This is a genomic window from Roseovarius lutimaris (genome assembly GCF_900115165.1).
Classification (GTDB): Bacteria; Pseudomonadota; Alphaproteobacteria; order Rhodobacterales; family Rhodobacteraceae; genus Roseovarius; species Roseovarius lutimaris.
This window is the reverse complement of record NZ_FOVP01000009.1, coordinates 93,533-105,408: the sequence shown is the minus strand read 5'-3', so window position 1 is coordinate 105,408 and position 11,876 is coordinate 93,533. Positions and strand designations below refer to the sequence as shown.

Sequence of the window (11,876 nt, the reverse complement as noted above, 5' to 3'; positions counted from 1 at the left end):
CGCGGCGCTTCTTGGTTTGCACGCCCCGGCCCGCCCGCCTATAAGCGGGGCAAGACGAAGCCCGTGGATGGGCCGGAAAGGTGTGCGATTTTTGGCTGACCCATATCGGGGGCCGCTGTCGCATCGTCTGGGGCAAAGGCCCCTCTCACCCTTTTTCGGCACCGCGCGCCTGACCAAAAAGGGGGACCCCTCATGAAGTTTGCCACCATTGCGATCACCTTACTCGCGGCCACCGCCGCCCAGGCCCACCCTGGCCATATGGCCGAGGTTGCGGGCCATGGCCATTGGCTTGGCGCGGCGGCCCTCGGGGCGGCGATTGCCATCGGTCTGTGGGCCGGGCTCAAAGCGCGCAAGGATGCGCAGGCCTCTGACAATGAGACCGGCGACGAGGCCACAGACGACGAAGTGCAGGAGGCGTAACGCCCATGACGAAAACCGGTGTGATGATCTGCGGCCATGGCTCGCGCAGCCAGGCGGCGGTGGATGAATTCAGCGTTCTGGCGGAAAAACTGCCCGCCTATCTGCCTGCCGACTGGATGACCGAATACGGCTATCTTGAATTTGCCAACCCGGTGATCCGCGACGGCCTTGACCGGCTGCGCGAAGCGGGCTGCGAGCGTATTCTGGCGGTGCCGGGAATGCTGTTTGCCGCCATGCATTCCAAGAACGACATTCCCACCGTTCTCAACACCTATGCCGCCAGACATGACATCGACGTACATTACGGCCGCGAACTTGGGGTTGATCCCAAGATGATCGCCGCCGCCGGGGCGCGTATCCGCGAGGCGCTTGATCGCGCCAATGCCGATCTGGGCGAGGTCTCGCTGCACGACACCTGCCTTGTGGTGATCGGGCGCGGCGCGTCCGACCCGGATGCCAATGGCAATGTGGCCAAGATCGCCCGGATGCTTCAGGAAGGTATCGGCTTTGGCTGGTGCGAGGTGGGCTATTCCGGGGTGACCTTCCCGCTGGTCGAACCTTGCCTGCAACATGTGGCCCGCCTGGGGTATAAACGCGTTGTCGTGTTTCCGTATTTCCTGTTCTCGGGCATCCTGATCGACCGGATCTATGGCTTTACCGATCAGGTTGCCGCCGAGCATCCGCAGATCGAATTCGTCAAGGCCGGCTATCTTGGCGACCACCCCAAGGTGCTTGAAACCTTCGCCGAGCGGATCACCGAACAGGTCGGCGCCGTGCCCCCGCCCAATTGCGGAACATGCCAGTACCGCACGCAGGTTCTGGCCATCGAAGGCAAAGAGCGACGCGAGATCACTCCGGCCGAACGTGCCGCCCTTGCCGCCGAAAATGGCGCCGGACATCCGGCCTTTAGCGATGTGCCGCCGCCGACCTGCGTGATGTGCAAATATCGCACGCAGGTTCTCGGATTCGAATCCGAAGTGGGCGCCGTGCAGGAAAGCCACCACCACCACGTCGAGGGTCAGGGCGCCTCGGCTCCGGGCTCAAACGTGGCCGATTGCGCGCTTTGTGACACCTTCTGCACCGGTCTCTGCCGTCTTGAGGCCGCCCACGCGCACCACCACCATGATCACGCGCATGATCATCACCACCACGATCATGATCACCACGATCATGATCACCATCATCATCACCACGCGCCCTATCCGCATGCAAGCCACCCACATGGCCCGGAAAGTGCGCGCAAGACGAAACCCTGACCTGGGCTTTCATCTTTCCATAAATACTCCCGCCGGAGGCACCCGCCGCCGCCGCAAAATGCAAGGTCCGAGCTGTGCGCCCCTACGAGAAAAGCCCATCGGCGATCTATGAAATGAGCTTTGCCACCGTGCGTCGCGAGGCGCGGCTTGACCGGTTCGGGCCGGGCATGGAAGATCTGGCGATCCGCCTCATTCATGCCTGCGGCATGGTCGAGGTCGCCGACCGGCTCGATTTTTCCGCCACTGCTTTCGCGGCTGGACAGGCGGCGCTGCGCGCCGGGGCGCCGGTACTTTGCGATTGCGAAATGGTCGGGGCAGGGATCATTCGCCGCTATCTGCCCTGCGAAAACGAGGTGATAGTCACCCTCAACGACGCGCGCGTGCCGGGGATCGCGGGCGGTATCGGCAACACCCGCTCGGCGGCGGCGGTCGAGCTTTGGGTCGAGCGGCTTGAGGGTGCCGTCGTGGCCATCGGCAACGCGCCGACGGCCTTGTTTCATCTGCTTGAACTGCTGGACGAGGGCGCGCCAAAGCCGGCCGTGATCCTTGGTTTTCCCGTCGGGTTTGTGGGCGCCGCCGAGAGCAAGGCCGAACTGGCGGCCAACCCGCGCGGCTGTGACTACGTCGCCCTGCGCGGACGGCGCGGCGGCTCTGCGATCGCCTCGGCCGCGGTGAATGCCCTTGCCGCCGGCTTGCCGGAGGTGCGGGCATGAGATTTTTCACCGAAAAATCCGGATGTGGAAAGGATGCATATGTCTGAGCCATGGTTGCATATTGTCGGGATCGGCGAAGACGGGATGGACGGGCTTTTGCCCGCCACCCGTGCCATCGTCGAGGCGGCCGAGGTGATTGTGGGCGGCGAGCGCCACCACCAGCTTGCCGAGGGGCTAAATGCCGAGCGGATCGCCTGGCCCTCGCCGTTTGATGCGTTGATTGATCTTTTGCGCGCCCACAAGGGCCGTCGGGTGGTGGTTCTGGCCACCGGTGATCCCTTGTGGTTTTCGGTCGGCGCTCGCATCGGGCGGGCGATAGATCCGGGTGAGATCACCTATCATCCGCAGCTTTCGGCATTTCAACTGGCCGCCGCCCGCATGGGCTGGAGCCTGCCGGATGTCGAAACGCTGACCGTGCATGGCCGCCCGGTCGAGCAGATGATTGCCTTTATCCAACCCGATGCGCGGCTGTTGATCCTGACCACCGGCGCCGCGACGCCCGCACAGATTGCGCGGTTTCTGAGTGAGCGCGGCTTTGGCCAATCCCGGATGAGCGTGCTGGCCAATATGGGCGGCAAGGATGAGGCGCGCTTTGATGGTCTGGCCGAAAGCTGGGATCACGTGGTGCCGCCGTTCAACACGCTGGCGGTCGAGTGCCTTGCCGCGCCGGATGCGGCCCTGCTGCCGCGCGTGCCGGGGCTGGCGGACGACCTGTTTCGGCATGACGGCACCATGACCAAGCAAGAGGTGCGCGCCGCCACCTTGGCCAAGCTGATGCCGATGCGCGGTGCGCTGTTGTGGGATATCGGCACCGGCTGTGGCTCGGTTGCGGTGGAATGGATGCGCGGTGCGCGCTACGCCCGCGCCATCGGCATCGAGCCGCGCGCGGATCGCCGTGCCATGGCGGCAGCCAATGCCCTGGCGCTTGGGGTGCCCAAGCTGGAATTGATCGAGGGTCGCGTGCCCGGCGCACTTGCGGGGCTTGAGGCGCCGGATGCGGTGTTTATCGGCGGTGGTCTGTCCGAGGCGGTGTTTGAGGCGGCCTGGGCGGCGTTGCGCCCTTTGGGGCGGCTTGTGTCTAATGCGGTGACGCTTGAAAGCGAGGCCTTGCTTCTGGAGTTGCAAAAGCGCCATGGCGGGCAATTGGTCAAGCTGCAGGTGCATCGCGCCGAGCCGGTGGGCCGACTGACCGGTTGGCGCCCGCTGATGCCGGTCACGCAGTGGAGTCTGGTCAAACGATGAAAGACTGGTGCATGTGGCAGGCGCCGGACGCCTCCGGCGGGAGTATTTCCGGAAAGATGAAAGACGGGTCTGCCCATGGTTGGTAAGCTATATGGTGTCGGGCTTGGGCCGGGGGACCCGGAGTTGATGACACTTCGGGCGCATCGGCTGATTTCGCAGGCGAAGGTGGTGGCCTATCCGACGCTTGCCGGGGGCGACAGTTTTGCGCGCTCGATTGCGGCGGATGTGATCAGAGCGGATGCCCGCGAAATCGTGATGGACGTGCCGATGAGCCCGGCGCGCGCGCCTGCGCAGGCGGCCTATGATGCCGGCGCTGCCGAGATCGCGGCGGCGCTTGAGGCGGGCGAGGATGTGGTGTGTCTCTGCGAGGGCGATCCCTTCTTTTACGGGTCGTTCATGTATCTTTTTGCGCGCCTCTCCGGGCGGTACGAGGTGGAGGTCGTGCCCGGTGTTACCTCGATCACCACTTGTGCGGCGCGGGCGGGCCTGCCGCTTGCGGCGCGCAATGAGCGGCTGACCGTGCTGCCCGGCCCTTTGCCCGAGGCCGAGTTGCGCGCCCGGATCGAGGGGGCGGAAAGCGTCGCCATCATGAAGGTGGGACGGCACATGGCCAAAATCCGCGGTGTGATCGACGGCCTCGGGCTGACGTCACGCGCGGTTTACGTCGAGCGCGCAAGCCTGCCGCAAGAGGTTGTTTGCCCGCTCGCGGAGGCGCCGGGAACGGCACCGTATTTTTCTATGATATTGCTCACGAAAGGGGCGGATCCATGGCTGTGAAACCTGTTGTTCTGGCGCTGAGCCGGTCGGGTGAGGGCACCGCGCATCGCGTCGCCAAAATGATCGACGCCCAGGTGCATGGTCGCGACGGACGCGTGACGCGGGCCGATGCGTTTTTTGCCAATGCGCTTGATCATGCGCGCGATCTCTTTGCCGCCGGCGTGCCGGTTGTCGGGGTGTGCGCCAGTGGCATCCTCATTCGCGCGGTGGCGCCGATGTTGTCGGACAAACGGGCCGAGCCGCCGGTTGTGTCGGTCTCGGATGACGGGGCGGTCGTGGTGCCGCTTTTGGGCGGGCATCGCGGCGCCAATCGCCTTGCGGCCAAGATTGCCGACGGCTTGGGCGCGGTGGCGGCGGTCACGACGGCGGGCGATGTGGCGATGGGCGTGGCGCTTGATGCGCCGCCGTTGGGCTATCGTTTGGCCAACCCCGAAGATGCCAAGGCGGCGATGGCGCTGATGCTGGCGGGCAAGGGGCTTCGCCTCACGGGCGAGGCGATCTTTGACGTCGAGGACACGGGCGGCGCGGTCGAACTGATCGTGAGCGAGGCGCCCCAGCAAGGGGGCGAAGAGCGGCTGGTCTATCACCCGCAGCGCTTTGCGCTTGGGCTTGGCTGTGCGCGGGGCTGTGGCGTTGAAGAAATCTGGGCGCTTGTCCTCGATACGCTTGCGCAAGCGAACGTCGCGCCGGGGGCCGTGGCCTGTGTCGCCTCGATCGACCTCAAGGCCGATGAGGGCGCGATGAACGAGGTGGCGCGCCGCCTCGGGGTGCCGTTCCGCCTGTTCACCGCCGCCGAGCTTGAGGCACAGGCCCCCCGGCTTGCCACCCCGTCAGAGGTGGTCTTTGCCGAGGTCGGCTGTCACGGGGTTTGCGAGGGGGCGGCCTTGGCCGTTGGTGGCGATCTGGTCGTGCCCAAGCGCAAGACCGCCAACGCCACCTGCGCGCTTACCCGAAGCGACGCGCCGGTCACCGAGATGCCGGGGCGCGCGCGCGGGCGGCTTTCGGTGGTGGGCATTGGCCCCGGTCAGGCGGCCTGGCGCACGCCCGAGGTCAGCCGACTTGTGGCCGAGGCCGAAGAGCTTGTCGGCTATGGTCTTTATATCGACCTGTTGGGGCCGCTGGCGGCGGGCAAGGAACGCTCGGATTTCCCGCTTGGCGGGGAAGAGGCGCGCTGTCGCTATGCGCTGGAACAGGCGGCGCTTGGCAAGAATGTCGCGCTGGTCTGTTCGGGCGATGCCGGTATTTACGCCATGGGCGCGCTTGTGTTCGAGCTATTGGATCGTGGCCCTGAGGAACATGGCGTAAGCGACGCCGCGCGACGTGTCGAGGTGATCTGTTCGCCTGGTGTGTCGGCTCTGCAAGGCGCGGCGGCGCGGGCGGGGGCGCCTTTGGGGCATGATTTCTGCACCATTAGCCTGAGCGATCTTTTGACGCCGCGCGAGGATATCATCCGCCGCCTGCATGCCGCCGCTGAGGGCGATTTCGTGATTGCCTTTTACAACCCGGTTTCAAAAACCCGCCGCACCCTTCTGGCCGAGGCGCGCGATATCCTGCTCAGGCATCGCCCGGCGGACACGCCGGTGATGCTGGCAAGCTCGCTTGGCCGACCCGAGGAATACATTCGCTATCGCCGACTTGATGAATTGCAGGTTGACGAGGTCGATATGCTGACCGTGGTTCTGATCGGGTCAAGCAATTCGCGTCTGGCACAGCTGGGCGAGGGCCCGCGCATGTTCACGCCGCGCGGCTATGCCCGCAAGATTGACGGCGATCTGGCGCAGGCGCGCGCCGCCAAAAACACAGGGAACGCATAAAGATGACGGTTTATTTTATTGGTGCCGGTCCGGGTGACCCGGAGCTTTTGACTCTTAAGGCGGCGCGGGTGATAGGCGATTGCCCGGTCTGTCTTTATGCCGGAAGCCTCGTGCCGCCGCAGGTGGTTGATTGCGCGCCCGAGGGGGCCTTGGTGATGGATACCGCGCCGATGACGCTTGATGACACCCACGGCGTGATCAAGGCCGCGCATGCCAAGGGGCAGGATGTGGCGCGGGTGCATTCCGGCGATCCCTCGCTTTACGGCGCGATTGCCGAACAGATTCGCCGTTTGCGCGCCGATGGTATCGATTATCAGATCATTCCCGGCGTGCCCGCCTATGCGGCGGCGGCGGCGGCTTTGGGGCAGGAACTGACCGTGCCGGAGGTGGCGCAATCCATCGTGCTGACGCGGGTGTCGATGAAATCCACCTCGATGCCCGAGGGCGAGACGCTTGAGAACTTCGCGCGCACCGGCGCGACGCTGGCGATTCATCTTGGGGTGCGCAACCTGCGCGAAATCCACCGGGTTCTGGCGCCTTACTATGGCGAGGATTGCCCGGTGGTGGTTGCCTATCGCGTCGGCTGGCCGGATCAGATGTTCATTCGCGGCACGCTTGGCGATATCCATGCCAAGGTGCGGGCCGAAAAGATCACCCGCACGGCATTGATCATGGTCGGGAAAGTGCTGGGAGAGATCAGCGATTTCACCGAAAGCGCGCTTTATGACCCCGCCGTGCCGCATGTGTTGCGCCCCAAGGCGAGCGCCAAGGCCTCGGCGTAGCGCGCTTTTGCGCCGGGGATGGTGGGAATGCCCCCGGCGGGGGCTGTCACTGCGCGCAAACCCCGGTCTGAAAACAGGTTTTCACCCGGTCAAGCATCTCTTGCGTCGGCGTGGCAAAGCCCATGCCGCCGCAGGGATCAAGCGCAAGCACATAGCCATCCGGGCGCTGTTCTAGAAAGCCAAGATAGTCGGTCCCGGGCACAGCGCTTGCGCACCAGGGGCCGAAACATTGCAGATCAAGCATGATCTTGCGCTCGAAACGGCGATCAAATCCGGACTTTGAGAGTGCCCAGCCGGTGATCCGGGCCTTGATCGCGGTGTGCGGCGGCGTGGCCTGCTGGTTTTGCCAATCGGTTTCGGGCAACTGCGCCGCATCGAAATCAAGCCGCCCCCGCACCACGACATAGCGCGCCTCTGCGTTGGCCGCGCGGGCATAGGTGCGCGCCACATCCGGTGCCATGCACGATAGCGCAAGCCCCGGCCCCGCCGCGAGGCAAAGCGCGCAGGCAAGCGCCGCACGGATCACAGCAACGGGCCGAATTCGGCCAGAACGCGGGCGTAAACCTGGCGCTTGAAAGGCACGATATTGCCGACCAGCTCGTCTATCGGAAGCCAGCGCCAGTCGGAAAACTCGGGGTGGGCGGTGGCGATGTTCACATCACTGTCGCGGCCGAGAAACCGCAGCAGGAACCACTTTTGCTCTTGCCCGCGATAGCGACCCTTCCAGATGCGCGGCACCAGATCGTGCGGCAAATCATAGGGAATCCAATCGCTGGTTTCGGCCTCGATCCGCACATTGTCGGCGGTGACGCCGGTTTCCTCCCACAATTCGCGCAGGGCCGCGTCGCGCAGGGCCTCGCCGGGATCGACCCCGCCCTGCGGCATCTGCCAGGCGGCAGTGTCATTGTCGATCCGCTGGCCGACAAAGACATGACCATCGGCATTGGCAAGCATGACGCCGACGCAGGGACGATAGGGCAGTTTGGCAATCTCTTCGGGGGTCATGGCGGGCCTTTTGGCGATAGGGTTTCGGTCAGATCTCGCGCGGGCCGACCATGCCCATGATCTCATAGGTCTGGCGCAGGATAGGCGCGGCGATGGCGCGGGCGCGCCCGGCACCCTCGGCCAGAATGCGGTCGATCTCGTTCACATCCTGCATCAGGCGTGACATCTCACCCGAAATAGGCGCCAGTTTTTCAACCGCGAGATCGGCCATCATCGGCTTGAATTCGGAGAACGCCTTGCCGCCGACCTCTGCCATAACCTGATCAACGCTCATATCCGCCAAGGCGGCATAGATATTCACCAGATTGCGCGCCTCGGGGCGCTCTTCCAGCCCCTTTACCTCGGAGGGAAGCGGCTCTGGATCGGTCTTGGCCTTGCGGATTTTCCTGGCAATCGTGTCGGCATCATCGGTCAGGTTGATGCGGCTCATGTCCGAGGGGTCGGATTTCGACATCTTCTTTGAGCCATCGCGCAGCGACATCACCCGCGTGCCGGTGCCCTCGATCACCGGCTCGGTGATCGGAAAGAAATCAACGCCAAAGTCATTGTTGAACTTGATCGCAATGTCGCGGGTCAATTCCAGATGCTGTTTTTGATCCTCGCCCACAGGCACATGGGTGGCGTGATAGACCAGAATATCGGCCGCCATCAGCGCCGGATAGGCAAACAGCCCAAGCGAGGCGTTCTGGGCATTCTTGCCCGCCTTGTCCTTGAATTGGGTCATGCGCTGCATCCAGCCCATGCGCGCCACACAGTTAAAAACCCAGGCAAGCTGCGTGTGCTCGGCGACCTGGCTTTGGTTGAACAGAATGGATTTGGCCGGGTCAAGCCCCGAGGCGATGAACCCCGCCGTAAGCTCGCGCGTGGAGTGGCGCAACTCGACCGGATCCTGCCAGACGGTGACGGCGTGCAGATCGACCATGCAATAGATCGACTGAACGCCCTTGTTCTGGGCATCGGCAAACCGCTTGAGCGCGCCAAGATAGTTGCCAAGATGCAGGTTGCCCGAGGGCTGAATGCCCGAAAAGACCCGCGGTGTGAAACCTGCTTCGGTCATTTGTCATCTCCGTCTGGATTTCTTCGCTCGCCTCGCTTACCCATGCGCCAAAGCCCCGTCAAGGAGAGCAGGCATGTCAGACCCCGTAAACGAAAGCCCCGTCAACCCGGTTCCGCCGGTGGTGGTGGCGCTGTTTCTGGTGATCGTCGGCGTCGAGGCGATGTTTTCGCTTGGCGCGCGCGGCCTGATCGGCGGCCCCGAGGCGGTGGGCTGGCGCAGTATCGCGATCGAGGATTACGGCTTTAACGGCGACATCATGGCGTGGATGTTGCAAAATCAGATATTTCCCGCCGAACATCTGCGCCGCTTTCTCAGCTATGCCTTTATCCATAGCAGCTTTACCCACGCGCTGTTTTCGGGGGTGTTGCTCTTGGCGATGGGCAAATTCGTCGGCGAGGTGTTTCGTCAATGGGCGGTGCTGGTGTTGTTCGTGCTGTGCTCGGTCGTGGGGGCGGCGGTCTATGGGCTGTTTGTCACCGATCAGCCTTGGCTTATCGGGGCCTTTCCGGGGGTTTATGGCCTTATCGGCGGGTTTACCTATCTCATGTGGCTCCGGCTGGGACAGCTTGGCGCCAGACAATCGCGCGCCTTTAGCCTGATCGGCATTCTGATGTTGCTTCAGCTTACCTTTGCCCTGGTGTTTGGCGGCAGCAGCACCTGGATCGCGGATGTGTCGGGCTTTGGCACCGGATTTCTGGCGTCGTTTTTCCTAAGCCCCGGTGGCTGGTCAAAAATCCGGGCTAAAATCCGCCACGAATAACGCCTTTACCGGCGTAGGGTGCTGCGGATTTCCGACAGGCGGAAGGCGCCCAACATCTGGCCGAAGGCAGCGTAAGACAGCCCCCCCGCCGTCAAAAGCACCAAAAGCGCGAGCCAACGCCAGCCGCCAATCGCAAACAGCGGGCCAAGCACCACGCCGCCGCCCCAAAGCACCGCCCCCATCAGGGCCGAGGCCAGGGTGATCCGCCAGATTCGGCGATGAAACTGCGCATCGAACCGCGCCACATCGCCAAAGCTGCGCGCGCCGCGCATCAACTGCCAGACCATGACCCAGCCGGCCAGCGTGGTGGCAAAGGCCGCCGCGATCCAACCGATCCAGACCGCCAAACCAATGGCAAGCGCCGCATTGACGAGCATCGCCACCACCGCATAACGAAACGGGCTTTTGGTGTCTTCGCGGGCGAAAAACAGCGGTTGCAGGATTTTCTGCATCACGAATGCGGGCAGGCCAAGCCCGTAAATCGCCACCGCAAGCGCGGTTGCCGCGCTGTCGTCGCTGCCAAAGGCGCCGCGTTCAAACAGCACCGCCACAAGCTGAAGCGGGATCACCACAAGCGCCACGGCGCAGGGCACGGTCAAGGCAAGCGACAACTCGCCCGCCCGCGACAGGGCCCTGCGCCCGCCCGCCTCGTCGCCCGATTTCAGGCGTCGTGACAGATCGGGCAGCAAGACGATTCCGACCGCGATGCCGACCACCCCAAGCGGCAATTGATAGAGCCGGTCTGCGGAATAAAGCCAGCTCACCGCCTTGTCGTAGTTCGATGCAACCTGCTGACCGACCAGAAGGTTGACCTGCATCACCCCCCCGGCAAGGGCGGCGGGCACGGCAACCCGCACCAGTTGCGACATCGCAGGCGTCCAGCGCGGGCGCACCGGGCGGATATGCAGGCCCGCGCGGCGCGCCGCCTGCCAGACCAGCACAAGTTGGGCCACGCCGGCAAAGGGAATGGCCCAGACCAGCGCGAGGGCGACCTTGCCCCCCAGCAGGGCCGCCACGGCCATGGCGGCGATCAGCATCACATTCAACAGCACGGGCGCGGCGGCGGCGGCGGCAAAGCGCCCGGCGGCATTCAGCGCCCCGGACAGCAGGGCGGCAAGCGAGATGAACAGAATATAGGGAAACACGATGCGCCCGAAATCAACGGTGATATCAAAGCGTTGATCGCCCACAAACCCCTCGGCCGTGGCCCAGACAAGCGCGGGCATAAAGACCAGCGCCAAGCCGGTCAGCGCCAAGAGCACAAGCCCCAGCCCCGAGAGCGCCAGCGATGCAAAGCCAAACGGGTCTTCATCGGCCTCAAGCCGCTTGGAAAACATTGGCACAAAGGCCGCATTGAACGCGCCTTCGGCAAAGAACCGGCGAAACATATTCGGAAGACGAAAGGCGGCGACAAAGCTATCCATCATCACACCGGGGCCAAGATAGCTTGCAATCATCACATCGCGGATAAAGCCCAACATCCGACTAAGCAGCGTCCAGCCGCCGACGGTCAGGATACCGGTAAGCAGGCGGACGGGTTTCATGGGCTGACCTTTGGCTGAATGCGTTCCCGCAGGCTTAGCGGATCGCGCAGACCGGGGAAAGGGGGCGCGCCGCGCGCCGGACTAGGCGCCCGGCACCGGCATCATCGTGCCGGTCATCATCGCGATATGGGTTTCCTGCCCGCCCTCAAGCGCAAACACATCCGCGCGCACGATCACCAACCGCCGCCCTGCCTTGACCACGGCACCGCGCGCGATCAGGGCGTCGCCCTTTGCCGGGGCCAAAAGGTTGATTTTCATTTCGGTGGTCAGAACCTCGAAGCCCTCGGGCATGACCGACAGCGCCGCATAGCCCGCCGCGCTGTCGCCGATGGCAAAGGTCAGCCCGGCATGGCCAAACCCGTGTTGCTGGCGGCTTGTGGCCAGGATCGGCGCCTCGATTTCGACATGGCCCGCCGCGAGGGCGCCAAGCGTCGCGCCCAGGGTCTGCATCATGCTTTGTGCGGCAAAGCTGTTGCGAATTCTGGCTTCAGTGTCAGGAGACATTC

Annotated in this window: 13 protein-coding genes; 8 read left to right on the top strand and 5 right to left on the bottom strand. The window is 64.1% G+C overall.

The genetic code is table 11. From position 1 onward, the window contains the following. Nucleotides 1–192 precede the first annotated feature (192 nt). The 7 genes from BMZ91_RS09545 to cobM all read left to right on the top strand — a co-directional run bounded on the left by BMZ91_RS09545 (nucleotide 193) and on the right by cobM (nucleotide 7,004). Nucleotides 193–420: a DUF6732 family protein gene (locus BMZ91_RS09545; protein ID WP_092837661.1), complete on the top strand. Its 228-nt coding sequence runs from the start codon at nucleotides 193–195 to the stop codon at nucleotides 418–420. Between the two features lie 5 nt (nucleotides 421–425). Beyond that, entirely contained in the window at nucleotides 426–1,676 is a 1,251-nt protein-coding gene (locus BMZ91_RS09540) for a sirohydrochlorin chelatase (RefSeq protein WP_092837658.1), read from the top strand. A gap of 74 nt (nucleotides 1,677–1,750) precedes the next feature. Further along, the gene (locus BMZ91_RS09535; protein ID WP_092837655.1) at nucleotides 1,751–2,389 is read left to right on the top strand and encodes a precorrin-8X methylmutase; all 639 of its coding nucleotides are present in this window, start codon (nucleotides 1,751–1,753) and stop codon (nucleotides 2,387–2,389) included. Between the two features lie 39 nt (nucleotides 2,390–2,428). Continuing rightward, complete coding sequence (gene cbiE / locus BMZ91_RS09530) at nucleotides 2,429–3,631, top strand: precorrin-6y C5,15-methyltransferase (decarboxylating) subunit CbiE (RefSeq protein WP_092837852.1); 1,203 nt, start codon at nucleotides 2,429–2,431, stop codon at nucleotides 3,629–3,631. Between the two features lie 75 nt (nucleotides 3,632–3,706). After that, the gene (gene cobI, locus BMZ91_RS09525; protein ID WP_092837652.1) at nucleotides 3,707–4,408 is read left to right on the top strand and encodes a precorrin-2 C(20)-methyltransferase; all 702 of its coding nucleotides are present in this window, start codon (nucleotides 3,707–3,709) and stop codon (nucleotides 4,406–4,408) included. Next, nucleotides 4,399–6,222 (top strand): precorrin-3B C(17)-methyltransferase, encoded by a 1,824-nt coding sequence (gene cobJ, locus BMZ91_RS09520; RefSeq protein WP_092837649.1) that lies wholly within the window; start codon nucleotides 4,399–4,401, stop codon nucleotides 6,220–6,222. The genes cobI and cobJ overlap by 10 nt, the downstream gene beginning before the upstream one ends. A gap of 2 nt (nucleotides 6,223–6,224) precedes the next feature. Next, entirely contained in the window at nucleotides 6,225–7,004 is a 780-nt protein-coding gene (cobM, locus tag BMZ91_RS09515) for a precorrin-4 C(11)-methyltransferase (RefSeq protein WP_092837645.1), read from the top strand. 46 nt (nucleotides 7,005–7,050) lie between these two features. Here the strand turns inward: cobM and BMZ91_RS09510 are convergent, their stop codons facing one another. The 3 genes from BMZ91_RS09510 to trpS are packed head-to-tail and all read right to left on the bottom strand — an operon-like array spanning nucleotide 7,051 to nucleotide 9,066. After that, nucleotides 7,051–7,530 carry a hypothetical protein gene (locus BMZ91_RS09510; RefSeq protein WP_092837642.1) on the bottom strand — a complete coding sequence of 160 codons (480 nt, stop codon included), beginning with the start codon at nucleotides 7,528–7,530 and terminating at the stop codon, nucleotides 7,051–7,053. Beyond that, a complete protein-coding gene (locus BMZ91_RS09505) occupies nucleotides 7,527–8,009 on the bottom strand; it encodes an RNA pyrophosphohydrolase (RefSeq protein WP_092837639.1) in 483 nt (160 codons plus the stop codon). Before BMZ91_RS09505 ends, BMZ91_RS09510 begins: the two co-directional genes overlap by 4 nt. A 28-nt stretch (nucleotides 8,010–8,037) precedes the next feature. Then, nucleotides 8,038–9,066 (bottom strand): tryptophan--tRNA ligase, encoded by a 1,029-nt coding sequence (trpS, locus tag BMZ91_RS09500; RefSeq protein ID WP_092837636.1) that lies wholly within the window; start codon nucleotides 9,064–9,066, stop codon nucleotides 8,038–8,040. A gap of 73 nt (nucleotides 9,067–9,139) precedes the next feature. Here trpS and BMZ91_RS09495 point away from each other — a divergent pair, with 73 nt between their 5' ends. After that, nucleotides 9,140–9,826, top strand: coding sequence for a rhomboid family intramembrane serine protease (locus BMZ91_RS09495; protein ID WP_092837633.1), 687 nt, complete (start codon nucleotides 9,140–9,142; stop codon nucleotides 9,824–9,826). A gap of 5 nt (nucleotides 9,827–9,831) precedes the next feature. Here the strand turns inward: BMZ91_RS09495 and murJ are convergent, their stop codons facing one another. Together murJ and BMZ91_RS09485 are read right to left on the bottom strand one after the other, a co-directional pair. Then, a complete protein-coding gene (gene murJ, locus BMZ91_RS09490) occupies nucleotides 9,832–11,370 on the bottom strand; it encodes a murein biosynthesis integral membrane protein MurJ (protein WP_092837630.1) in 1,539 nt (512 codons plus the stop codon). Nucleotides 11,371–11,451: 81 nt separating this feature from the next. Beyond that, nucleotides 11,452–11,874, bottom strand: a complete 423-nt coding sequence (locus tag BMZ91_RS09485) for a PaaI family thioesterase (protein ID WP_092837627.1) — start codon at nucleotides 11,872–11,874, stop codon at nucleotides 11,452–11,454. Nucleotides 11,875–11,876 lie beyond the last annotated feature (2 nt).

Coding starts and splice junctions, on each gene's coding strand:
- trpS (WP_092837636.1), bottom strand. CDS start 9,066: ATGACCGAAGCAGGTTTCACACCGCGGGTCTTTTCGGGCATTCAGCCC.
- BMZ91_RS09545 (WP_092837661.1), top strand. CDS start 193: ATGAAGTTTGCCACCATTGCGATCACCTTACTCGCGGCCACCGCCGCC.
- BMZ91_RS09540 (WP_092837658.1), top strand. CDS start 426: ATGACGAAAACCGGTGTGATGATCTGCGGCCATGGCTCGCGCAGCCAG.
- BMZ91_RS09495 (WP_092837633.1), top strand. CDS start 9,140: ATGTCAGACCCCGTAAACGAAAGCCCCGTCAACCCGGTTCCGCCGGTG.
- cobJ (WP_092837649.1), top strand. CDS start 4,399: ATGGCTGTGAAACCTGTTGTTCTGGCGCTGAGCCGGTCGGGTGAGGGC.
- BMZ91_RS09505 (WP_092837639.1), bottom strand. CDS start 8,009: ATGACCCCCGAAGAGATTGCCAAACTGCCCTATCGTCCCTGCGTCGGC.
- cbiE (WP_092837852.1), top strand. CDS start 2,429: ATGTCTGAGCCATGGTTGCATATTGTCGGGATCGGCGAAGACGGGATG.
- murJ (WP_092837630.1), bottom strand. CDS start 11,370: ATGAAACCCGTCCGCCTGCTTACCGGTATCCTGACCGTCGGCGGCTGG.
- BMZ91_RS09485 (WP_092837627.1), bottom strand. CDS start 11,874: ATGTCTCCTGACACTGAAGCCAGAATTCGCAACAGCTTTGCCGCACAA.
- cobI (WP_092837652.1), top strand. CDS start 3,707: ATGGTTGGTAAGCTATATGGTGTCGGGCTTGGGCCGGGGGACCCGGAG.
- cobM (WP_092837645.1), top strand. CDS start 6,225: ATGACGGTTTATTTTATTGGTGCCGGTCCGGGTGACCCGGAGCTTTTG.